Annotated in this window: 18 protein-coding genes and 1 pseudogene; 12 read left to right on the top strand and 7 right to left on the bottom strand. The window is 43.8% G+C overall.

What is annotated here, in order from left to right:
• Positions 1-5: 5 nt before the first annotated feature.
• The 4 genes and pseudogenes from A3K86_RS02825 to cobB all read left to right on the top strand — a co-directional run.
• Positions 6-2,861: a formate dehydrogenase subunit alpha gene (locus A3K86_RS02825; RefSeq protein WP_068327379.1), complete on the top strand. Its 2,856-nt coding sequence runs from the start codon at positions 6-8 to the stop codon at positions 2,859-2,861.
• Between the two features lie 11 nt (positions 2,862-2,872).
• Positions 2,873-3,499, top strand: coding sequence for a formate dehydrogenase FDH3 subunit beta (gene fdh3B, locus A3K86_RS02830; protein ID WP_068327382.1), 627 nt, complete (start codon positions 2,873-2,875; stop codon positions 3,497-3,499).
• A gap of 75 nt (positions 3,500-3,574) precedes the next feature.
• On the top strand, positions 3,575-4,651 hold the full coding sequence (locus tag A3K86_RS02835) for a formate dehydrogenase subunit gamma (protein ID WP_068327385.1): 1,077 nt from the start codon (positions 3,575-3,577) through the stop codon (positions 4,649-4,651).
• Between the two features lie 408 nt (positions 4,652-5,059).
• Positions 5,060-5,803 (top strand): annotated as a pseudogene (cobB, locus tag A3K86_RS02840) (Sir2 family NAD+-dependent deacetylase); the annotation flags it as partial.
• Between the two features lie 91 nt (positions 5,804-5,894).
• Here cobB and A3K86_RS02845 read toward each other — a convergent pair.
• On the bottom strand, positions 5,895-6,806 hold the full coding sequence (locus tag A3K86_RS02845) for a LysR family transcriptional regulator (protein ID WP_068327391.1): 912 nt from the start codon (positions 6,804-6,806) through the stop codon (positions 5,895-5,897).
• Between the two features lie 157 nt (positions 6,807-6,963).
• Here A3K86_RS02845 and A3K86_RS02850 point away from each other — a divergent pair, with 157 nt between their 5' ends.
• From A3K86_RS02850 to A3K86_RS02860, 3 genes are all read left to right on the top strand, one after another.
• Complete coding sequence (locus tag A3K86_RS02850) at positions 6,964-7,920, top strand: NAD(P)H-dependent oxidoreductase (protein ID WP_068327394.1); 957 nt, start codon at positions 6,964-6,966, stop codon at positions 7,918-7,920.
• Between the two features lie 449 nt (positions 7,921-8,369).
• Positions 8,370-9,902, top strand: coding sequence for a mechanosensitive ion channel family protein (locus A3K86_RS02855; RefSeq protein ID WP_162844296.1), 1,533 nt, complete (start codon positions 8,370-8,372; stop codon positions 9,900-9,902).
• 108 nt (positions 9,903-10,010) lie between these two features.
• Complete coding sequence (locus A3K86_RS02860) at positions 10,011-11,756, top strand: amidohydrolase (protein WP_084406482.1); 1,746 nt, start codon at positions 10,011-10,013, stop codon at positions 11,754-11,756.
• A 65-nt stretch (positions 11,757-11,821) separates the two neighbouring features.
• Here A3K86_RS02860 and A3K86_RS02865 read toward each other — a convergent pair whose 3' ends face one another.
• The 5 genes from A3K86_RS02865 to potA all read right to left on the bottom strand — a co-directional run bounded on the left by A3K86_RS02865 (position 11,822) and on the right by potA (position 16,958).
• On the bottom strand, positions 11,822-12,865 hold the full coding sequence (locus A3K86_RS02865; protein WP_068327400.1) for an extracellular solute-binding protein: 1,044 nt from the start codon (positions 12,863-12,865) through the stop codon (positions 11,822-11,824).
• Between the two features lie 215 nt (positions 12,866-13,080).
• Positions 13,081-14,112: an extracellular solute-binding protein gene (locus A3K86_RS02870; protein ID WP_068327403.1), complete on the bottom strand. Its 1,032-nt coding sequence runs from the start codon at positions 14,110-14,112 to the stop codon at positions 13,081-13,083.
• A 113-nt stretch (positions 14,113-14,225) separates the two neighbouring features.
• Positions 14,226-14,999, bottom strand: coding sequence for a spermidine/putrescine ABC transporter permease PotC (potC, locus tag A3K86_RS02875; RefSeq protein WP_068327406.1), 774 nt, complete (start codon positions 14,997-14,999; stop codon positions 14,226-14,228).
• A complete protein-coding gene (potB, locus tag A3K86_RS02880; protein ID WP_198160411.1) occupies positions 14,999-15,859 on the bottom strand; it encodes a spermidine/putrescine ABC transporter permease PotB in 861 nt (286 codons plus the stop codon). Before potB ends, potC begins: the two co-directional genes overlap by 1 nt.
• Positions 15,840-16,958, bottom strand: coding sequence for a spermidine/putrescine ABC transporter ATP-binding protein PotA (potA, locus tag A3K86_RS02885; RefSeq protein WP_068327412.1), 1,119 nt, complete (start codon positions 16,956-16,958; stop codon positions 15,840-15,842). Before potA ends, potB begins: the two co-directional genes overlap by 20 nt.
• A 371-nt stretch (positions 16,959-17,329) precedes the next feature.
• Between potA and A3K86_RS02890 the strand changes: the two genes are divergently transcribed.
• A complete protein-coding gene (locus A3K86_RS02890; protein WP_068327415.1) occupies positions 17,330-18,184 on the top strand; it encodes a hypothetical protein in 855 nt (284 codons plus the stop codon).
• A gap of 224 nt (positions 18,185-18,408) precedes the next feature.
• Positions 18,409-19,068 carry a DUF2987 domain-containing protein gene (locus A3K86_RS02895; protein WP_068327418.1) on the top strand — a complete coding sequence of 220 codons (660 nt, stop codon included), beginning with the start codon at positions 18,409-18,411 and terminating at the stop codon, positions 19,066-19,068.
• Between the two features lie 156 nt (positions 19,069-19,224).
• On the opposite strand, the gene ptsG is transcribed toward A3K86_RS02895, so the two are convergent.
• A complete protein-coding gene (gene ptsG, locus A3K86_RS02900) occupies positions 19,225-20,664 on the bottom strand; it encodes a glucose-specific PTS transporter subunit IIBC (protein WP_084406483.1) in 1,440 nt (479 codons plus the stop codon).
• A gap of 190 nt (positions 20,665-20,854) precedes the next feature.
• Between ptsG and A3K86_RS02905 the strand changes: the two genes are divergently transcribed.
• From A3K86_RS02905 to A3K86_RS02915, 3 genes are read left to right on the top strand one after another with little or no spacing between them, the layout of a single operon-like run.
• Positions 20,855-21,559, top strand: a complete 705-nt coding sequence (locus A3K86_RS02905) for a response regulator transcription factor (RefSeq protein ID WP_068330151.1) — start codon at positions 20,855-20,857, stop codon at positions 21,557-21,559.
• Positions 21,560-21,563: 4 nt separating this feature from the next.
• Positions 21,564-23,015 carry an ATP-binding protein gene (locus A3K86_RS02910; RefSeq protein ID WP_068330156.1) on the top strand — a complete coding sequence of 484 codons (1,452 nt, stop codon included), beginning with the start codon at positions 21,564-21,566 and terminating at the stop codon, positions 23,013-23,015.
• The gene (locus A3K86_RS02915) at positions 23,012-24,292 is read left to right on the top strand and encodes an ABC transporter substrate-binding protein (protein WP_084406484.1); all 1,281 of its coding nucleotides are present in this window, start codon (positions 23,012-23,014) and stop codon (positions 24,290-24,292) included. The genes A3K86_RS02910 and A3K86_RS02915 overlap by 4 nt, the downstream gene beginning before the upstream one ends.
• The last annotated feature ends 125 nt before the right edge of the window (positions 24,293-24,417 follow it).

Genomic DNA, 24,417 nt, shown 5'->3' on the forward strand with positions numbered 1-24,417 from the left:
ATTAAATGAAACTGACAAAACGTTCCGATAACGTGAGCAAGGACGAAAACCAATTAGGTGTATCTCGTCGTACTTTCCTTCGTAACACGTCACTAGCGGCTGCTGGTGGTGTTGCGGGTGCAAGCATGTTCGCTCCGGGCATGATGAAAAAAGCAGAAGCGAAAGAAGTGGATCGCTCTGCGCCAACTGAAATTAAACGTACTATTTGTTCTCACTGTTCTGTGGGCTGTGGTATCTACGCTGAAGTGCAAGAAGGTGTCTGGACTGGCCAAGAACCTGCTTTTGACCACCCTTTTAACGCTGGTGGACACTGTGCGAAAGGTGCAGCACTACGTGAACACGGTCACGGTGAGCGTCGTCTGAAGTACCCAATGAAGTTGGTTAACGGTAAGTGGACCAAACTAAGCTGGGAGCAAGCACTAGACGAAGTAAGTAAGAATGTTCTTAAGATTCGTGAAGAGTCGGGTCCAGATTCTGTTTACTGGCTAGGTTCTGCGAAGCACAACAACGAACAAGCGTACTTGTTCCGTAAGATGGTATCTCTTTGGGGTACTAATAACGTTGACCACCAGGCGCGTATCTGTCACTCAACTACGGTTGCAGGTGTAGCGAACACTTGGGGTTACGGTGCAATGACCAACTCACTGAACGACATGCACAACTGTAAGTCGATTCTGTTCATTGGTTCTAACGCCGCTGAAGCTCACCCAGTAGCAATGCAGCACATTCTGATCGCGAAAGAGAAGAACAGTTGTAAGATTGTTGTTGCGGATCCACGTCGTACTCGTACTGCTGCAAAAGCTGACGAATACGTATCGCTACGTCCAGGTTCTGACGTTGCGTTCATCTGGGGTGTGCTATACCACATCTTCAAAAACGGTTGGGAAGACAAAGAGTTCATCCGTCAACGTGTTTACGGTATGGAAGACGTTCGCAAAGAAGTAGCGAAGTGGACTCCAGCAGAAGTTGAGCGCGTAACTGGCGTGCCTGAAGCAGAAGTTTACCGCACAGCGAAAACACTGTCTGAAAACCGTCCGGGTTGTGTTGTTTGGTGTATGGGTGGTACTCAGCATACGACTGGTAACAACAACACTCGTGCTTACTGTATCCTTGAACTTGCACTAGGCAACATGGGTAAAGCGGGTGGTGGTGCTAACATCTTCCGTGGTCACGATAACGTACAGGGTGCAACTGACTTTGGCGTACTATCTGACAACCTACCAGGTTACTACGGCCTTTCTGAAGGTGCATGGAAACACTGGGCAGGCGTTTGGGATGTTGACTACGAGTGGTTAAAAGGTCGTTTCGACCAAGCTGACTACCGTGGTAAGAAACCAATGAACAATGCAGGTATTCCTGTATCTCGTTGGATCGATGGTGTACTTGAAAACAAAGACAACATCGAGCAGAACGATAACATCCGTGCCATGTTCTACTGGGGTCACGCCGTGAACTCACAAACACGTGGTCCAGAAATGCGTAAAGCAATGGGCAAACTGGATATGATGGTTATTGTTGACCCATACCCAGGTGTTGCAGCGGCAATGAACGGTCGTACTGACGGCGTTTACCTGCTACCAGCAACAACCCAATTTGAAACTTACGGCTCTGTAACGGCAACTAACCGTTCAATCCAATGGCGTGACCAAGTTATTCAACCTTTGTTTGAATCTAAGCCTGACCACGAAATCATGTACCTGCTTGCAACTAAGCTGGGTCTTGCTGATCAGCTATTCAAACACATCCGCGTTGAAAACAATCAACCTGTGATCGAAGACGTTACCCGTGAATACAACAAGGGTATGTGGACTATCGGTTACACAGGTCAAAGCCCTGAGCGTCTAAAAGCACACCAACAAAACTGGCACACGTTTAACAAAACGTCGCTAGAAGCTGAAGGTGGTCCAATCAACGGCGAAACTTACGGTCTACCATGGCCATGTTGGGGTACGCCAGAGATGATGCACCCAGGTACGCACATTCTTTACGATACATCTAAGACGGTTGCTCAAGGTGGTGGTAACTTCCGTGCGCGCTTCGGTGTAGAACGTGACGGTGTAAGTCTATTGGCTGAAGACAGCTACTCTCTTGGTTGTGAGCTTGAAGACGGCTACCCAGAATTCAGCAGCAAACTGCTGAAACAACTAGGTTGGTGGGACGAGCTAACAGCTGAAGAAAAAGCAGCGGCTGAAGGTAAAAACTGGAAGACTGACGTTTCTGGTGGTATCCAGCGCGTAGCAATCAAACACGGTTGTATCCCTTACGGTAACGCAAAAGCGCGTGCAGTTGTTTGGACATTCCCAGACGCAGTACCGCTACACCGTGAGCCACTGTACACACCTCGTCGTGATCTTGTTGCTGATTACCCTACGTGGGATGACAGCGAAGCAATGTTCCGTCTACCAACGCTTTACAAGTCAATCCAAGAGAAAGACGTATCGCAAGACTACCCAATCATCCTGACTTCTGGTCGTCTGGTTGAGTACGAAGGTGGTGGTGATGAAACACGTTCAAACCCATGGCTAGCTGAACTACAACAAGAAATGTTTGTAGAAGTGAACCCGAAAGATGCGAACGATCTTGGTTTCCGTGACGGCGACATGGTGTGGGTTGAAGGTGCAGAGAAAGGCCGCATCCACGTTAAAGCTATGGTGACACGTCGTGTGAAACCTGGTCTGGCGTTCATTCCGTTCCACTTCGGCGGTAAGTTCCAAGGTGAAGACTTACGCGGCAATTACCCTGAAGGTTCTGTTCCGTATGTATCGGGCGAATCAGCAAACATTGCAACCACATACGGTTACGATCCTGTTACTCAAATGCAGGAAACTAAAGTAACTCTATGTAAGATCTCTAAAGCGTAAGGAGTCATCAAATGGCACGTATGAAATTTCTTTGTGACTCTAAGCGTTGTATCGAGTGCAACGGCTGTGTTACTGCATGTAAAAACGAAAACGATGATGCACTAGAGTGGGGTATTCAACGCCGTCGCGTTGTCACTCTTAACGATGGTGAAGTTGGCGAAACCTCTATCTCTGTAGCGTGTATGCATTGTAGTGATGCACCTTGTATGGCGGTTTGTCCGGCTGACTGTTTTGAACAAACAGAAGACGGCATCGTACGTCACAACAAAGATCTATGTATCGGTTGTGGTTACTGTCTGTTTGCTTGTCCGTTTGGTGCGCCTCAATTCCCTAAACAGGAAGCGTTTGCAGAGCGTGGCAAAATGGATAAATGTACTTTCTGTGCAGGTGGTGTAGGTGTTGAGCCTGGCTCTGATGAAGAGCGTCAGAAGTACGGTGCTAACCGTATTGCTGAAGGCAAACTACCAATGTGTGCATCACTTTGTTCAACCAAAGCACTACTAGCGGGTGATGCAGCGAAGATTTCGGATGTATACCGTGAGCGCGTAGTTGCACGTGGTGCAAAAGAAGCGGGTTGGGCGAGCAACATCAATGTTGATGAGCTAGCTTTCGACGCTGGTAAAGTACGTAAAGCATAACGGTACGCCGTTAATCTAAATCAGCAGGGCTGCATGCCAGCCCTGCTAACTGTTATCAAACAGTCAGGAGTTTCAATGACTAAGCGAATCCAACAGTGGTTCTCTTTACTTATCACTGCCTTCGTGCTGACTTTCTCTCTGTCAGTAACTGCAAGTGAAGAAGCCAATCAATCAACGGATATCGAGCGCTTAGGCGAATCTGTGGTTCAAAAAGAAATCGTAGGTTTTGCTGGCGCTGATTACTGGCGCATGGTCAAGGATGGTCAAGAAGGTTACACCACATCAAAATCACCAGAACACGGTGTGTTGATCAGTGTACCGGGACAAACATGGTACGTATTGAAAGAAAAGTGGATGTCACCACTTGGCGCACTCGCTATCTTCGGTAGCTTGGCGATGGTGACATTGGCATACGTCGTTGTTGGTCCACTGAAGCTGAGCAAGCCAAAAACAGGTCGTAAAATCAAGCGTTGGAGCCGTTTGGACCGTGCACTTCACTGGAGCATGGCATTTACCTTCCTAACGCTGGCGTTTAGTGGTTTGACTTTGGTTTACGGTAAGCACTTCTTGAAACCAATTTTACCTACCGAGCTATGGGGTTGGATCATCTACGCCGCTAAGCAATACCACAACTATATCGGTCCAATCTTCTTCATCTTGTTGATGGCTGTGCTGTTTAAGTGGTGGCGCAAGAGTATCTTCAACATGGTTGACGTACGCTGGTTCATGAAAATGGGCGGCATGGTGGGTAAGCATAAAGGTACTCATCCATCAGCGGGCTTCTCAAACGGTGGTGAAAAAGCGATTTACTGGCTACTGATTTTCTTCGGTGCTATCGCTGCGGTAAGTGGTTTTGTTCTTGATTTCCCAATCTTCGAGCAAACTCGCCGTGATATGGAGCTGTCGAACCTTGTTCACATGTTCTCTGCACTGATTCTGATTTGTGGTTTCATCTTCCACATTTACATCGGTCTATTCGGTATGGAAGCAGCACTCGATGGCATGATCACGGGTGAAGTTGACGAAACTTGGGCTAAAGAACACCACGACCTATGGTATGAAGAAGTGAAAGATCTTCCTGAAAACCAACCAGGTTATGATGAAAAAGTTGAAGCAGAAGCGAAAGGCGAGCCAAGCCAAAAGACATCATAATCAACTTAATTTGATTTCATGATATTAGAACGCCGCAATGTATATTGCGGCGTTTTTTTATATTTATCACGATAGCTGGCTATGGCAGGTATCGTATGGATATTGATAGGGTGAGTACTGCATAAAACGCCCCCAGATACCCGCTTACTAATGCACTATAACTTTTAGCGAAGTGGAAACTACTAAACTCATACAATGAGTATTTCTCAACATCCACAATCATGACTTCTAATAGCTTGGTAGGTGACTGAGCTGTATAGGTAGATAATTATGTGTTGAGAGGTAGGGTAAATATAAAGAATGCCTATTAACTCACTGACTTATTAGACTATTGTCTAACAGACTTACCTTATAACCACAAAGTTTTAGTGGTATAACTAATAAAGAACTAAAGAAAGAAATCATTACCAGCAGAAGGATACCATTATGCTTTTTCCCTACCGTAATATTGTCGTACTTACCGGCGCTGGCATTTCTGCTGAGAGTGGCATCCGAACATTTCGTGACCAAGATGGCTTATGGGAAAGCCACCGTATTGAAGATGTAGCGACGCCTGAAGGTTATCACCGTGATCCTGCTTTGGTACAAAACTTCTATAACTTGCGTCGTCAGCAATTAGAGAGCGGCACTGTTGAGCCTAATGCTGCTCACCAAGCACTCGCTGAACTAGAGCAAAAGCTTGATGGCAAAGTAACTTTGGTTACCCAAAATATTGATAACCTACACGAGATGGCGGGAAGTAAAAATATCATCCACATGCATGGTGAATTACTAAAAGCACAGTGTAGTGAAACTGGGCAGTCGATTGATTGGAGTGGTGATATTTCATTAGATGATCATTGCCACTGCTGTCAAATTCCGGCACCTATGCGCCCCAATGTCGTGTGGTTTGGCGAGATGCCGATTGGAATGTCACAAATTCATCAAGCGATCGTGGAAGCCGATCTCTTTATTTCCATTGGTACCTCTGGTGCTGTATATCCAGCGGCTGGCTTTGTTCATGAAGCGGCTTTGCATGGCGCACATACGATCGAGCTAAATCTAGAACCCAGTGAGGTTGAGAGTGAGTTCGCAGAAAAGCGTTATGGCAAGGCAACCGATCTCGTTCCTGCTTTAGTTGGTGAGCTATTAAGTGACTCAACGGTTATTTAGAGGTAGCTCTTTACACCATGATATTAATAATTTGATATGAGCAAGACGCCCCTAGTTTAAAGGCTCTGGGGCGTATAATAATTGATTAATACTACGAATCACTCCCATGAAGTAATTTCTCGTAAAGAAAATCAATCAATACCCTTACTCGACGTGCTTTTTGCGTGTTGCGATGAAAGTAAAGATAAAGCCCTGCCGTGTTATACCAATGTTTTTCTAGTACCGGAATGAGTTGACCATTAGAAAAGTAGCTTTCTACTAACGGAGTAACGATACGACCGATCCCCAGTCCTTTCATCGCTGCATCTACCATAATATCCGTATCATTAACGACGAGAGAGGTCATAACATCAACGTGTACGGTAGAGTCGTCTTTACTAAGGATTAATGGTGCTAATTGGTTTGAAGTAATGAAACGGTATTGAATGAGCTTATGCTGTTTCAGTTCTTCAATACTTTTAGGTATGCCGTGTTTTTGTATGTACGCAGGGGAGGCAAATAAAGCTTCACGTAGCTTAGGGGTAAGTTGTCTCGCAACCATGCCTTCTTCGACTTTATCACCAAATCGAATCCCCAAGTCGATCCCTTCTTTTATAATATCAACCGTCCCATCTGAGATAGAAAACTCAAGCTCGATCTGTGGATAACGAGCACAAAACTCATCATAAATAGGCTGTATAAGTGATTGATAAGCAAAGCGAGGCATGGTGATTGAAACACGCCCAGAAGGGCGTTCGCTGAGGTCGCTGACACTTTCAAAAGCGCTAGATAAATCAGCAACAATACCTACTGTTTTATCGTACAGCAATTGACCTGCCTCTGTTGGCTCAACTCGGCGCGTTGTTCGAGTAAAAAGTGGTAAGCCAAGCTGCGTTTCCAATGATTTTAGCGATTGGCTGACAGAGGGAGGAGCAATTTCTAATTTACGTGCAGCGCCTGAGATTGAACCTTCACGGACAATGGCGTGAAATATTAATAATTGATTATAACTTGCACCTTTCATTGTTTATGCCATATCACCACGAGAATTGATTAAATGTATTTTAGTTGATTATTAGCTTTTACCTAATAGTCATTTAGCTAAAGTCGGTCTTAAACTACATAATCGCAGCTCATAGAATTGTCTTATCAAATGAGACTAAGCAGATAGAGACAGTATTATGAGTAAAACAATTGTGATTTCTGGTCATCCAAATCTAGAAGCGTCATTCACCAATACGGTTATTCTTGATGGCTTGCAAACTCAACTAGATGATGTGTCGGTTCGTCGTCTTGATCGTTTATATCCTGATTACCAGATTGATGTTGAAGCCGAGCAGGCTGCATTGCTTGAAGCTGATGTGATCGTTCTTCAATTCCCATTTTATTGGTATTCCGTTCCGGCGCTGCTAAAAAAGTGGGTGGATGACGTGATGAGTTTTAATTTTGCCTATGGACCTGAGGGTAATAAGCTAAAAGGTAAAGATTTCTTCTTATCTTTTACGATTGGTGGGCCTGAAGAGTCATACGATCCTCAAGGCTATAACCACTTCACAATTGAGCAGTTTATATACCCCCTACAGCAGACCGCTTATCTGGCTGGCATGAATTACCACAAGCCAGTGTACACTCATCGTATGGTGTACATTCCTGGCGTATATAACGAGCTGGATGAAGTTCAAGCAAGAGCACGAGCACACACAGATCGTCTTGTGTCGGAGATCCGTCGTGTAACTGAATCAGATGAACGTCTTTTACGTAATTTTGTTCATCAATGGTTTGCTAAATTCGATGTGTTGTCAGATGACGAAAAATACTTTACACAGTTTTTAGCTTCAGATGCTGTACTGAGTACGCCTGAGGGGAATTTCAAAGGTCATGAAGGGTTTAGTGAATGGTATTCAAACCTGAAGGCTACCTTTAAATCAGGCTGTGAACATTTGGTTGAACAATTTACGATGAAGCCATCAGAGCAAGGCTATCAACTCGAACTTCGTGTTCGCTTAAAGGCTGAGACTTTTATGGAGTCTGTGTTTAAAGGCGAAACAATTGATTTAAATGTAAATGAAACTTGGCTGGTATCAACTTCTGATGGTGAAATTAAGATTCAGGATTACCAAGTTGTTCCTATGAGTTAAGTGCTATTGAAGAATATGGATGTTCCGTTATTTGTTGGTATTAACTGACAAGATTATTAGATTAAAGAAAACCGAATGACATCCTAATTATTACACTTAGCGTTAATGATGTTTTATTTATACGAGTTAATGCTAAGTGGATGTTGGGTAAAAACCAAGACAGAAGCTTGCCTAGTAGTAGGCAAGAGGTCATCTTATTTCTTAACCGAATAATGAGTCAACTCGTTGTAATGGTGCTCGCTTGTGTGTTTTCACTGCAAGCGGCACCGCTACAAGACTCGCCATTAGAAATGCCTGACACCTCAAGCCCTCGAACCACAATTGAGAGCTTTATGCGTTATACCTCAGATTCACTCGCTTCCTTTGATGCAGGGCAGCATCCTTCATACTTAATTAAGTCTTTTCAACGGGCTGAGTATTATCTCGACCTTAGCCAAGTTTCACCAGATTTGAAGCAAACGACAGCAATAGAAGCTAGCTTGTTGCTTTATGAGGTAATCAATCGAATTGGTTTACCTGACGTTGAAGCGATTCCCAATAAACAACAAACCCTGCGTGATGAGATTGAGCAATGGAAATTACCGAAGACAAATATTCTCATTCATCGTGTAGCAAATGGTGAACGGTCGGGTGAATTTTTGTTTAGTCCGAGTACGATTGAAAATATCTACCATTATTATGAAGCCGTAAAACACTTACCCATTCGCACTCATTATCATGCGGGTAACTATGAGCAGTTTGTAAATCGTCCAGATATTTATTTTCCTTATCAGTGGGTTAATCGTTTGCCAGATTTGGCGCTTTATCAGGTTTTACGTAACCCTGTATGGAAGTGGGTTGCGTCAGTGATTATCCTCGTTGCTGGCATTGTTGCGATTAAAATGTTTGTTAAACGAGAACACTTCTTTAGCCATAAACTTCCTGCACGTATTCAAAATCAATTTATCTTGTCGCTGCTCTTGGCGGTGTTGCCTACGGTTGTTAGCTTGATACTGTCGGATGTTATCGCATTGCGTTTTGGCGCAATGGCATTTTCATCAAAGGGTTTATGGGTGATCAGCTTCGCTTCGTCTATTTGGGCGGTGTACCTTTTCATGCAGCTGATCGCTGAATACCTTATCGTTTCACAAAAAATACTCTATCAAAGTATTGATGCACACTTAATTAAAGCGGTTGCTAGATTAAGTGGGGTTGTGGTTAGTCTGACTCTCATCTTGTTTGCTGCTAAGTACCTTGGTTTTGATTTAACTCCAGTATTAGCTGGGGTCGGGCTTGGAGGATTAGCCATTGCGTTAGCAGCAAGGCCGACGTTAGAAAATATTATTGCTGGCTTTACTTTATTCGCGGATAAACCAGTGCGCATTGGTGATTTTTGTAAGTTTGGTCAGCAGCAAGGTACGGTGGAAGAGATAGGTCTGCGCTCAACGCGTATTAGACGGTTAGATGATAAGTTGGTGACGATCCCCAATGCAGATTTCTGTCAGATGGAAATTGAAAACTACTCGCTGATTAGGCATAGGTTACTGCGAACCTCACTTGCAATACGTTACGATGTAACAGATGAACAATTACGGCTGTTGCTCGTGTCATTGCGTAAGTTCATGATAGGGCATCCGTTAGTGTTAGAAGAAAAACTGAATGTTCGCTTGTGTAAGTTGGGTGATCATTCGGTTGATATTGAGGTTTATGCAAAAATTAACACTAATGATTGGCTGACTTATAGGGCAATACGTGAAGATATTTTGTTGAAGTTGTTTGAATTAGTAAATAAGTCAGGTACAGAATTTGCCTTTCCATCCCAAACGATTTTTGTCGAAAAGGGCTATAAGCCAGATTTGCAAAAGCGGCAGCAAGCTCATCATGATGTTCAGCAGTGGCGTGATAATAAGGCGTATCCGTTTCCTGAGTTTAGCGCTGAAGAAACCAAAGCCATGTTTAACAAGCAAACTTATCCCTCTAATCGCCGTCCAGAAGAAGATTAATATAACTGATGTTGGTGAGTAAAAGATTCTCGTCCCAACTTCCTTTCTCATTCTAACTGTTTTACTGAGTCTATACTTTGAACACGATTAGCTCTTTGAAGGTAGCTTATGTTTAACAGATTAAATTCTCGGTTTTATCATGCATGTAGTGTTGTGATGGCGTTGCTATTTATGGTGGCGGGCATGAGCGCAAATGCCGATGTTACAGTGGCTGATAAAGTATTAAAAAACGGAAAGATCTATACGGTTAATACTGCTTCTCTTTGGGCGCAGAGTGTCGCGATTAAGGACGGTAAAATTATCTTTGTTGGTGATGATAACGCAGTTGCGCCAATGGTCGGGAATACAACGGAAGTGATCGACTTAAAAGGGAAAATGGTACTTCCGGGGTTTATTGATAATCATATTCATCCTTTGGCGGGGTCGTTAATCGCCAGTGGTAGTCGCTTAGAAACGGATGATAAAGCTGAGTTGATGGCGAAAATTAAACAGCATTTAGCGGATAACCCTAAGCAAAACCCAGTAATAAGTTATGGTTGGCGCATTAATGTGTTTCCAGAAACAGGGCCAACCAAGGAAGAGTTAGATGCGATTGAAAGTAAGCGTCCTGTGTATTTATGGGCTGTTGATGGTCACTCTGCTTGGGTAAATACTAAAGCATTAGAAGTTGCAGGTATTACCAAAGATACGCCAGATACACAGCCACCATTTAGTTATTTTCAACGTGATGAAAATGGTGAGCCAACTGGCTGGATAGTGGAAATACCCGCGCAACTAGCAGTACTTTCCAAATTAACCGACGTGAATACCGCCTATGTAGAAGCAGGGTTTCGTAATTGGGTTACGAAGTTTTCTCAAGCGGGAATTACCACGGTATTTGATGCAGGTATTCAAGGTGTTTCGACAGACGAAGGCTTGCAGCTTTACCAAAAGCTAGAGAAAGAAGGGAAGCTTGGATTTAAAACCTGGACATCTTTTTATTGGAATGACCCGAGTGTTGACCCCATCCCTGAACTGAAGCGTGTTCATAAGGAATACAACTCAGATTTGGTCAAAGTTTTACGCTTAAAAGTGAATGTTGATGGTGGTGACGATAAACAAAACGCAGTATTTGTAAAACCATACAGTGATCGTGATGATGGCTGGAAAGGTGAGCCCATCATTCCTGCTGATGTTTTAACAAAGGTGGTAACAGAAGCTGATGCTGCGGGGTTTGATACTTATTGCCACTGTTTTGGTGACGGTGCTACGCGTATTTATTTAGATGCTGTTGAAGCGGCAACGAAGAAGAATGAGGTGAGAGATCGCCGTCATACCGCAAGTCATGTCAATTTCATTCACCCTGATGATTTGCCACGCTTTAAAGCGCTGAATGTAATTGCAGATTTTCAAACTAACTGGGCTGCGCGAGATGCGTTATTACAAAACGTCACTTTGCGTCGAGTTGGTAAAGAACGTCTGGAGTCGACTATTAACCCTCGAGCTGTAATCGAGAACGGCGGGCGAGTCGCGATTAGTTCAGATTGGCCCGTTGCAGGTTGGAGTGCAACCCACGAACCTTTAGTGACAATTCAAGTTGCGGTTACACGTCAGTTCGTTAAGCCACCTCGTAAACCACCATTAGGCGGGGAGAAACTGCGCTTAACTTTAGATGAAGCAATTCATGCTCATACCATGGGTGCGGCATATTCGTTAGGGCAGGAGAACAACGTCGGTTCAATAGAAGTCGGTAAAGCTGCTGATCTTGTGGTGCTTGAGAAGAATTTATTTGATGTCGATGTGTACGAAATTAGCAAAGTGCCCGTGCTGATGACAATCATGAATGGTGATGTTTACCATCGCGATGGCATCTAGTTTTTGCTTAACAAATAAAAAACCAGCCGTGTTTGGCTGGTTTTTTTATATTATAAGCGATTCGATTATTGACCCGCTTTTAGCTTTTGGTAGTACTCTTCGTAAAGGGTATTTGCACTACCAACACTGTTTTGCCATTCACCAGCATCCATCACTTCTTGTGGTGGGTAGATGCTTGGATCGTTAACAAACTCTTTTGGTAGTTTGTCTTTTGCTGTTTCAACTGGCGTTGGGTAACCAATTTCCATCGCAATTTTCGCTGCATTTTCAGGGCGAAGTAGGAAGTCGATCATCTTGTGAGCGGCTTCAGTGTGTTTCGCACTTGCAGGGATTGCTAGGCTATCCATCCAGAAGATAGCGCCTTCTTTTGGCCATACGATGTCGATTTCAGCGCCTTCTTGGCGTGCCATGTATGCCGAACCATTCCAAAGCATACCTAGTGATGTTTCACCAGCCATGTAAGGGTTCGCAGGGTAGTCTGAGTTGAATACCAACACGTTTGGCATTAGCTTTTTCAGCTCTTCGTAAGCCGCTTTGATTTCGTCTGGGTTTTGAGTGTTCGCAGAGTAACCCAGTTTACGTAGCGCGATGTGGAAGAACTCACGTGCGTCATCCATCATCATTAGCTGACCTTCCCACTTGGTATCCCAGAAGTCGGCCCAGCCTTTGATTTCGCCTTTATCCATCATCTCTGTGTTCACACCGATACCGGTTGCACCCCAGATGTATGGGATAGAGTAGTCGTTGCTTGGGTCAAAAGGCTTGTTTAGGAAGTTTGGATCCAAGTCTTTGAAGTGAGCAAGTTTGCTACGGTCAATTTTCTGTAGCATGCCTTCTTCACGCATCTTAGATACGTAGTAAGTTGAAGGAACAACAAGATCATAGCCTTCACCGTGAGTTTTTAACTTGGCGTACATGGTTTCGTTCGACTCGTAAGTCGAGTAGATCACCTTGATGCCTGTTTCTTTGGTGAACTGCTCTAGCACTTCGTTAGGAATGTATTCAGACCAGTTATAGAAGTACAGTTCTTCATCCGCAGCCACGGCTGTGTTAGCCATCATTGCCATAGCGCATACGCCACCAGTGACGAGGGAAGACCATTTTTTCATTGTTTATAGCTCCAACTAAAGTATTAGGTGTTCTCGGACGGCGAAACCGTCTCTCCTTAGTGTAGATTTAAGAAATTTAAAGCGCGCGAATTATAACAGACGCAAATAACAAAAAGGTGATTAATCGTATAAAAACAATTTGGTAGGTGATATGTGCATCAAAAAAGGCTTCCCGAGGGAAGCCTTAGATGAATTCTGAACCATTAAAGAGGCAATTATTGACCCGCTTTAAGCTCCAAGAAGTAGTTTTCGTAGTGAATATTCATGTCGCCAACAGAGTCCTGCCATTCACCACGGTCAAGATCTTCTTGAGGTGGGAATAGAGTAGGGTTGTCTTTGTACTTAGCGTTAGATTTCTCTACAGCGGTTAAGTAACCCGTCTCTTCTGAGATTTTTGCTGCTACATCAGGGCGAAGCAAGAAATCGATCATCTTATGCGCCGCTTCAACGTTTTGTGCGTTTTTCGCGATCGCTAGGCTATCAACCCAGAAAATACCGCCTTCTTTTGGCCATACTAGCTCAATTGGAAGACCTTCTTTCTGTGCTGCAGCCGCTGAACCATTCCAAAGCATACCTAAGCCCACTTCACCTGCTAGGTAAGGAGCTGCTGGGTTGTCAGAGTTGAATACCAATACGTTTGGCATTAGTTTTTTCAGCTCTTCGTGTGCTTCGTCGATTTGTTTAGGATCCGTTGTGTTACCTGAGTAACCCAATTTGCGTAATGCGATGTGGAATACTTCACGCGTATCGTCCATCAGCATTAGCTGACCTTTCAGCTCAGGCTTCCATAAGTCAGCCCAGCTTTGGAAATCAGCAGGATCATACATATCAGTGTTAACGGCTAGACCAGTCATCGCAATTACGTGCGGGATAGAGTAGTCGTTGTTTGGATCAAAAGGTTTGTCCAAGTAGTTCTTATCGAGTTCTTTGAAGTTGGTAAGCTTCGATTTATCGATCTTCTGTAGCATGCCTTCATCACGCATTTTGGCAACGAAGTAAGTTGATGGCACCACTAAGTCATAACCCTGTGGGTGAGCTTTTAACTTAGCGTACATTGTCTCATTCGACTCATAAGTCGAATAAATCACTTTAATACCCGTTTCTTTGGTGAACTGTTCACGTAGCTCCGTTGAAATGTACGGACCCCAGTTCATAAAGACTAGTTCCTTATCTGCAGCTGTTGCCATGTTAGAGAACAAAGCAGCAGCACACGCAGTGCCGGCTAGAAAAGCGGACAATTTTTTCATGTTTGTATCAACTCCAAAACCTCAACGAGGTGTTAATAAAAAACAAGTGGTTCATATTGAACCACTTGCATCTTTTGGCTTAGCCAAATTTAAAAACGTTGCCGAAAGGCGAATTACTTAATTTTCTCTTTCGCCAGTAGCTGTGAACACACAACCAAGACCAGAGAAACAATCAGCATGATCGTTGCTAACGCATTCACTTCTGGTGAAATACCCACTTTAACCATGGAGTAAATCTTCAGCGGTAGAATTTCGTAAGTTGGGCCTGTTACAAACGAACTTACAATTACGTCATCTAACGATAGGGTAAAGCTTAGTAGCCAACCTGCTGCAACCGCTGGTTTTGCCAATGGTAGAATGATTTGTTTTAGGATCACCCACTCACTTGCACCTAGGTCACGCGCCGCTTCTAGCATCTTCACATCGAAGCCTTTTAATCGGCTGTACACTGTTACCACTACAAAGGGTAGACAGAATGTAATGTGAGACAGTAGCAAGGTTAAGAAACCAAGTTCAGCACCTAGCAAAATAAATAGTGCTAGCAATGAAATTGCCATCACGATATCTGGTGACATCATTACCACAAACAGCATACCGTTCACGAAGTTCTTACCACGGAACTGGTAGCGGAATAGGGCAACGGCTGTCAGGCTACCAATCACTGCTGCTGCAGTCGCAGAGAAAACCGCGATATTGATTGAGTGCCACGCTGCTTGCATCAAGCTATCGTTATTTACTAATTGCTCATACCACTTAGTGGTGAAGCCTCCCCATTTCATACCAAATTTGCTGGCATTAAATGAGTTCACAATCAGGATAATGATTGGCATATACAGAAAGGCATATACCAATGTCATAAAGCTAAATTTACCGGTACGTCCTAACATTATTCCAGCTCCACTTTACGGTTGAGCAACTTGCCTGCACGGTAGTAGGCATAAAGCATGATTGCCATTGCAGCTGTTAGCGCGATACTTGTTGCGGCACCAAATGGCCAGTCACGCGCGTTCAGTACCTGACTCTTAATCACGTTACCGATCAATAGGTTCTTCGCACCACCCAGAAGGTCGGAAACATAGAACATACCGAGTGCCGGTAGCAGTACCAATAAACAGCCAGCAATAATGCCCGGCATAGTTAGCGGAATAATCACTTTGGTAAATGTTTGTAGCTTACTTGCGCCTAAGTCGCGTGCGGCTTCAATGTAGGTGTGGTCCAGTTTCTCAATTGCAGAGTAAAGTGGTAGCACCATAAATGGCAGCAGGATGTAAACCAAGCCAATCATTACAGCGTATTCGGTGTACATGATACGTAGCGGCTTATCGATAATGTCTAAGTACAGTAGGGTGTTATTGAACACACCACGTGTACCTAACATGATTTTTAAGCCGTAAGTACGGATCAGTGAGTTTGTCCAAAATGGAACAATCACCAAAAACAGCATGAAAGGACGCCATTTCTCAGGCATTTTCGCAATCATGTAAGCGAACGGGTAACCGATCAGCAAACACAAGAAAGTAGCGATAATTGCCATGTAGAACGAGTGCCACATTACTTTTGCGTAAAGTGGATCGAACAGGCGGATATAGTTATCCAGCGTGAACGTCATCTCGATCAGGTTTGCATCATCGCGAGTTAAGAAACTCGTACCGATAATCATCAAGTTTGGCATGAAGACAAACAGCACCAGCCACGAAACAATGACGGTGATGATGATGTTTTGTAGATTAAGCTTCTTGTTCATCAGCCAATACCACTTCCCAGCTTTCAACCCAGGTAACAGCGACTTTCTGATCTAAAGAGTGATCAACATCTGGATCATCTTCGTTGAAGAATTCGCTAACCATCACAGACTTTCCAGATTCAAGCTCAAGAACTGAATCTAATGTCATGCCTTTGTAGGTACGTTCACGTACATAACCAATAATGCCTTTGGCTTGGTCACCGTTGTTCAATTCTTCAATGCGAATATCTTCAGGGCGAAGTAGTACTTTCACTTTATCGCCAGCCTGAACATCCAAATCACAGTGCACCAGTGAATCACGACCTTCAACGTTCGCTTTAATGCGCTTTTCGTCAAGGCGTTCAATTACCGTTGCATCGAATACGTTAATTTCACCAATGAAGCGAGCAACAAACAGGTTCTTCGGCTCTTCGTAAATTTCACGAGGTGAACCATCCTGCTCGATGTGACCATCACGCATAACAATAATGCGGTCAGACATCGACAGTGCTTCTTCTTGGTCGTGGGTAACGAAAATAAAGGTAATACCCAACTTGCGCTGAAGCTGTTTAAGTTCGATCTGCATTTGCTTACGTAATTTGTAATCAAGCGCAGATAAAGATTCATCCAGCAGCAGAACTTTAGGTTTGTTTACAACTGCACGCGCAATCGCAACACGTTGCTGTTGACCACCCGACAGTTGATGCGGTTTGCGTGGGGCAAACTTATCAAGCTGAACCATACGTAATGCTTCCATTACACGCGGTTCAATTTCGCTCTCAGCAACTTTCTGCATGCGCAGGCCAAATGCCACGTTCTCGAACACAGTCATGTGCGGGAATAGGGCATAGCTTTGGAATACAGTGTTTACATGGCGTTGTTCGGCTGGAATCGCGGTAACGTCGTTGTCGGCAAGAATGATCTGACCATCATCAGCATTCTCAAAACCAGCAATTAAACGTAATACCGTGGTTTTACCACAACCCGATGGGCCAAGAATGGTAAGGAACTCACCATCATTTACGTTTAAATCCAAACCCGCGATGATTTGTTTGCCGTCGAAACTCTTACATAGATTCTTAAGTTGAATCACAGGTTTCTTAGATGTGTGTGCAGCGTTCAATTCTACGTTATCTCCACCTCGGAACTTATGGGGAAGTCCCTAATATAAAGGCTAAAATTCAGGAGGCGCATAATAGACCGCAGCTCTGTCAAATAAAAGCGTTTTTTTTGCAAAAAAGCACGAAAATTTCCACGTGAATTAAGTCTCGGATTCTTCTCATATATCTTTGCATTCGATATGCCTAATAACTGCGCGTTGCGTTGCCTCTATCACCTCTTTCTGAATATGCGTTACATAAACTTACAACCCTGTTATTATCGGCTATTAATTGCACAATTCAACAAAGCCGCCCATTTATTTACAGGGTTTTGATGCTTTACAGCCTATGGCTGAGTACAATGTGCGCCTTCTGATGTAATACGTGATCGGTTATGAATGATAATCTGAAGAAAAGCTTCCACATTGGCGGCTCTGTCGAAAAAGCCCTCAAAGGTGAAGCTGACCTACAAGCAGTGAGCGTGCTGCAAGAAGCATGGAAAATCACTGCTCGCCATTTCCTCACTTTCCTGCCTGCCATTATTGGTTTGTTCTTAGCACAAGTTGCTTTGCTGATGTTAGGGCTAAAAATACAGCTCGGTAACCCTGCAGTTTTCTTTGATACCTTTACCAATGGTCAAGAGTTGACGGCTGAAATCGTTCAAGCAGGTTATATTTCAAACTTTTGGTCAGATGTATTAAGTGCACCGTTGTATGTTGGCGTGAGTTTAATGGCGCTTAACCACGCGGTTGGTTTGCCATCAAAACCAAGCCATCTAGTGAAAGGTTTCCCGTTTGCTATCGTGTCTATCATTACGATGTTGCTGACATCTTCAATCCAAGGCATTGGCAACACGTTATTCCCAATTATCGGTATGTTCCTATCGATGGCGTTTGGGATGGCAATCATTTTGGTGTGTGAGAAACGCACTTCACCGTTAAAAGCGATCCAATATTCTTTGATGGCTACGGTACGTAAGCTGATGCCAATGACAGCGATTTACCTTGTTGTGCTGATCATGTTCATGGTTTCGTTTGCGACAGCGGGGTTAGGTTTACTGTGGACGATTCCTTTCTTCTTCAACGTGAAAGGCATTATTTATCGTAACCTGTTTGGTATCACGCTGCAGGTTACGTCAGTTGCGAAAAGCTCTGATGATCAGAATCCACCTAGCGACAACGGTGACGCAGACAATGGTTCAGGCGAAAATAGCAAACCAAGCCAACGCGGTGATGTTTTTGATGCATAACAAAGCGTAGTCACTCGTAATTGCAACAAGTTCAATGCGAAAGCCTCTGTTTTTACAGGGGCTTTTTTGTGCGTGACTATTCCCCTGAAAGTTTTTCGTCATAAGTAAAGATACAACGCCATTATCACGCTTTAATAGATTCCAGCTTAGTGTCAGCAGTGAAGAGTGATAAAGTGGAGTTAAACCCTGATTTCAGGAATAAAAGAAAGGAGCCAAGGAAAGGAATGAAGTTTAGTCATTGGCTAGTTGCTGGGTGCTGTGCCTCTGCATTGGTATTTTCGAGCGTCACTCAAGCGCAAGAAGTTCAACTGCGCTATAGCAACTTATACAGTAAGCTCAAACAAAATTACAAAGAAGGGCATGATGATGTCCGAATCGCTTTGTTCTTGCTTGATCAACAAACAGGCAAAGCATGCAAAGTTTACAAAGGTTGGATGCAGAAAGAAGAGCATTTTGAAGAGTTGGTGATCCCTGCTAATAACGAATTGGTGGTACCTGTTGATAAGAATTTACGCCAAGCAAACCCTGACGTGACTTTTGTTATTGATGATGGCGTGACGTGTGATATGTCGATGCAGGTAATTGCGAATACTGAATATGGCAAGCATATCTCTCGCGAAGACATCATGAGCTTGGTGCCGCAAATGAATAATATGCTGTCTGATTTAGGTGGTATGTTTTCATCTTGGTTCATGCCAAGCGTAGAGGGCGTGGTGCTGCATTTCCCTGAACAAGCTGACGCTAAGATTGTATCGAATCAGGATACGCCATTTCAGCTTCAAGATGGCAAGCTAGTACTAAAATTAAGTCAGCTTAAGGCTAATGAATCACTGCCATTACCTGTACCACCTTCAAAAGTGACTCCATGGTTACCACCTAATTAATAGTGCTACCGCCTAATCAATAAGTTTTGCTTAGACGCTTATTTTTGAATGAAACAAAGAAAGGCTTTCAGATTGAAAGCCTTTGTTGTTTTTGGAGCTAGGTTTAGGTCTCAGGGGCTTGTGAGTTTCACGACCTTTTTCAGGGGGGGAGGTCAATTAACTCGCGAGCAGGACTTGGTTGATTTCCGTTTTGATATTGTCTGACTGGGTGCCGAAAATCGCTTGTAAGTTATCGCCAATGACTAAAACTTCGCGTGCACCGAGCTGTTTTATCTTTTCTATATCAGCTTTTTCCATCGCATGAAGTGTTACTCGCAAGCGAGTGATACAAGCATCGACACTTTTGATGTTGCTTTTACCACCTAACGCTTGGATAAGGTTTTCAGCCAGTTCTGTACCAATTTCTGCAATTTGGCTGACGTCTTTTTCATCCGCTTCACGTCCTGGAGTCATTAGATTCAGTTTGCTGATTAACAAGCGGAACACTGTGTAGTACATCAGTGCCCATAGTGGACCTATGATGATAAACAACCAAGCGTTTTGCGAGAGTGGGTAATAGATCAAGAAGTCGATGGCACCATGAGCAAAAGTGACACTGTGATGGATATCCAATGCGCTAACCAGTGCAAAACCAATCCCTGTAAAGATACAGTGCAGTACATAAAGCACAGGTGCAACGAACAAGAAAGAGAACTCCATTGGCTCAGTGATACCTGTTAACCATGATGTCAGTGCTGCCGATGCCATGATACCGCCCACTAACGCACGTTTTTCAGGACGAGCAGAGTGGAAGATCGCGAGTCCAATCGCAGGTAGCGCCCACATAGAGTACATATAGCCACCAGCAAGGTTACCAGCCGTTGGGTCACCAGCAAGGTAGCGTTGGATTTCCCCTTTGATCACCGCACCGGTTTCTGGATTCACATATTCACCTACTTCGAAGAAGAACGGTACGTTCCAAATATGGTGTAAACCAAATGGGATCAGTGAGCGTTCAACAAAGCCGTAAATACCGAAAGCAAGCGTTGGACTTTGGTAAGCAGCCCAATGAGAGAAGGTGTTGATCAAGTTGCCAATTGGCGGCCAAACGTAGCTCATAACAATACCGAGGGCGATGGCGCTTAAGCCTGTCACGATAGGTACAAAGCGTTTACCCGCAAAGAAGCCTAAGTATTCAGGAAGCTTGATATTGTAGAACTTGTTGTACATTACAGAGGCGATAGCACCGATGGCAATACCACCAAACACACCGGTATTTATGGTTGGAATACCGATCACTTGCGCTGTTTCGATACCGTGAATCTTCGCCATCACACCCATGGTGGCAGTTAAAATCGCGAAGCCAACGGTTGCAGCAAGACCTGCAACACCATCGTTATCACTAAGCCCGAGAGCGACACCAATCGCAAAGATTAATGCCAGATTACTGAAAACAGCATCACCTGACATTGCCATAATTTCAGATACTACGGTGGGCAGAAATTCAAATTTTGCTGAGCCGATACCAAGCAATAAGCCGGCGATAGGTAGTACAGCGACGGGTAGCATGAGCGACCGTCCGATCCTTTGTAAGAGTCCAAATGTTGCGCTGATCATTGTAGTCATCCTTTTTTGATTCACGTACTAGGGTCAACAGACGCTATTTAGAATATCGAACGTGCTCTTGGTGAAGGTTAAAGATCGTCAGCGGTTTGTAAGAGAGTGCTTACAAAACTTTCGGCTACCTGACTCGCGATACATGGATCAGCTGTATATAATGCAACGAGTTGAAAATGCGAGCCGTATCATGGAACAAAAGACACTGTTAGTTGTTGATGACAATGAAGAAATTAGAGACGCGCTGAGTGAGTATCTAACTCGTTCAGGCTTTATTGTTCACCTTGCTGAAGACGGTGATGCCATGTGGCAGTGTTTAGCAAAACATGATGTGAACTTGATCATTCTTGACATCATGTTACCCGGTGATGATGGCTTGACCCTTTGTAGTAAAATCCGCCAAACCTCGCATGTGCCTATTATCATGCTCACCGCAGTTACTGATGAGATAGACCGTATTGCTGGGTTGGAAATAGGGGCAGATGACTACATCACCAAAACCTTTAGCCCACGAGAACTGCTAGCACGCATAAAGGCCTTACTGCGCCGTAGTCAGTTTACCTCGACCATTCCGCTTAACCGAAAATTACGATTTTTAGATTGGACTTTCGATACTGTAAAACGGCAACTCAGTCATATTGATGGCAATGCAATAAAACTGTCGGGCAGTGATTATTCTTTGTTGCTTATGATGCTGCAAAACCCTAACAAGTTACTCAGTCGAGATGATATTGCTCAATGTATTTGGGGACGTGATGCCGATCCTTTCGAGCGTGGTATTGATGTGCAAATGAGCCGCTTACGTAAGCACTTTAATGATGTCGATCGTTCATTAATCGTTACCGTGCGAAACAAAGGTTATATGTTAGCGGTTGATGCCATTAGCGAAGAATAAAGGCATGAGTAAATCTATTCGCAACTCTTTAATTTTCCGTTTTAGCTTTGCTTTATTGGTCGTGATCACTGCGGCTGAACTCGTTGCAGGGGCCATTTGGTTTTATGCCAGCAAAGTTGATAAACAAGATACCGCCAAAGACACCATGGTGAGCTTGTCTGGCTCAGTTGTGGAAACGTTTGAGTATTTCCAATCATTACCTGTTAATTATCGTCACTTGATTTTAGGTCAACTGCGAGAGGCGGGGGCGACACGCTTTTTCATCTCAATTAACAGCAACCCATTAGAGATCGATAATTTGGCGAAGATAACTTTTGCTGATTGGTTAACTGATTACACGCACGACCTATTGCAAGAAGAATTAGATAATGTCGGTGATATTCGCGTTTCTATCACTAATCGCGACGAGATAAAGCTTTTTAACAGCGGCATTAAGTTGAACGAATTACCACAAATTTGGACGCGGTACGGCTTAGCGCTGAGTGAGTTGGATTTACCGATAGTCGTTATACAAATCGAAATGCAGCCTGATGAGTGGTTCTATATTGCCTCTGTTTTGCCGTTATCTTTTTCAGCGCTTACGACTCAGTTTATCGATATGCGCCAAGTGATCTTTCTTATTATCGCTACCGCATTGTTGATGTTGTGTACCACGCGTTTGTTGCAGCGTGAGTTTCGACCTATTAAAAAGCTCGCTAAATCAGCGACTTTAATGGGCTCTACATTGAGTTTGATGGAGATTAAAGAAGAAGGCAGTAACGAAACACGTGCCGCCATTCACGCCTTTAACAAGATGAATCGCCGTATTCAGGCATATATGGCTGATCGCGACATGCTGTTTAGTGCCATCTCACACGATTTAAAAACCCCGTTAGCATGCCTGAAGTTTCGAACTGAAATGCTTGATGACGACAAGACTCGGCTTAAGTTTGAAAAGTTGCTCAACGATATGGATGCCATGCTCCACGGCGCTTTACAGTGTATTCGTGATACCGATGCGCACGAGCCGTTAGAGCAGATCAACATTAGTCGTCTGTTGGCTGATATTGCCGATGATTATAACTTTGACGCCGCGATCAATTCGCCAAGGGTGGAAATTATTGGTGAAAAAGACGTTCTATATCTGGGTAAACCTGTCGCTATCAAACGCTGTCTTCACAACTTAATCGATAACGGAGTGCGCTACGGCAATAAGGTGGCGGTGACAATTGATACCAGTACCAGTGAATCAGCATTGGTCGTGATTATTCGAGACTTTGGCGAAGGGCTCACTCAGCAGCAAATTGATCGTGTATTTGAACCTTATTATCGAGCGGATCGCAAAGACCAGTCGGGCTCAGGATTAGGCCTGACAATTTCACGCAGTATTGCGCGTTCTCATGGTGGTGATTTATTGCTACGTAACCATGCAGAGCAAGGGCTAGAAGTACAAGTCATTCTATCGAGAGAAACATGAAGAAATTAGCATTATTGGTTGGCTTATATTCAGGCGCTGCGTTGTCAGCACCTACAATAGCGCCAGAACAGGTATCTGATACGCAGCAAGGTGATGCGATACATTTTCTTCATTGGTGGACATCTAAAGGTGAGATAGCGGCGAACGCAATTTTGAAAAGCACCATTAAAGATCAAGGCTTACAGGTGATCGATGTACCAGTAAAAGGTGGCGGTGGTTTACCTGCAAAATCAATCTTACAAGCGCGAGCGATTGCTGGTAATCCACCTGATATCGCTCAAATGGAAGGCCCTGCAATTCGAGCTTGGGCAAAGCTTGGTTTTTTGTATCCAGTAACAAGTGCTGCGCTTCAACAAAACTGGGATGCTAATCTTTATCCATTTATCCGTGGTATTCACCGTTACCAGCAGGACTACTATGCGGTGCCAATAACCGTTCATAGACTGAATTGGATGTGGATCAACACCCAAAAACTCAAGCAAGCAGGGCTCAGTGTGCCAACGACTTGGGACGAGATGTTATCGACGTTTGCGGAGTTAAAAAAACAAGGTATTAAGCCATTAGCTTTGGGAAATGAATCGTGGCAGGTGGTGCAGTTATTTGAAAATATCGCCTTTAGCTTGGGTGGCGCCAATTATTATCGCAAAGCTTTTATTGAACTCGATAGTGAGGCGCTAGGTAGCGATATCACCTATGAAGCGCTAGCCAAGTTTCGCGCGCTGAGTGATCTATTATCTGACTATGTCACCAAGAAACAGTGGGATGAAGCAACGCACGATTTATTGCGTGGTGAATATGTTTTTCAGATCTCTGGAGACTGGATTGCTGGCGAGTTAATGCAAGATGGGGTGCTACCTGCTGAGATTAGCTGTTATCCGGTACCATCAAAAAACAGCGGCTTTTTGTATAACATTGATAGCTTCGCGTTCTTTAAGAACGCTACTTTCAAAAAGACGAAAGCTAAGCTGGTATCAGAAGCGTTGGCAAAATCTGAGTTTCTTTATGATTTTAATCAGGTGAAAGGTTCAATTCCTGCACGTCATGATATTTCTTTATCGGGTTACAATCGCTGCGCGGTGAAGTCAAAGCAAGACCTTCACTTAGCAATAGAGCAGGGCACTGTGATGCCTAGTATTGTCGACTCAATGGCTGTGAGCCCCTTGATCCAAAAAGCAGCATTGGGTGAGCTATATCGCTTTTTTAATGACCCAAGTATTACACCTCAAGAAGTGGTACTCCATTTACAAAATGTGAGCAAAACAGGGGTGAGTTTCTAATGATTAACAGGTTAATAACGCATTATTAGGACGTCTTTAAGACGTAATGATGATTTATTACTTTGTCTAACATCCTAATTACCAATAACTATTTTCTTGTTTTGTGTGCTGGGTTTAAGTTTTAT

This window comes from Photobacterium jeanii (assembly GCF_001650345.1).
In the GTDB taxonomy this organism is placed as follows: domain Bacteria; phylum Pseudomonadota; class Gammaproteobacteria; order Enterobacterales; family Vibrionaceae; genus Photobacterium; species Photobacterium jeanii.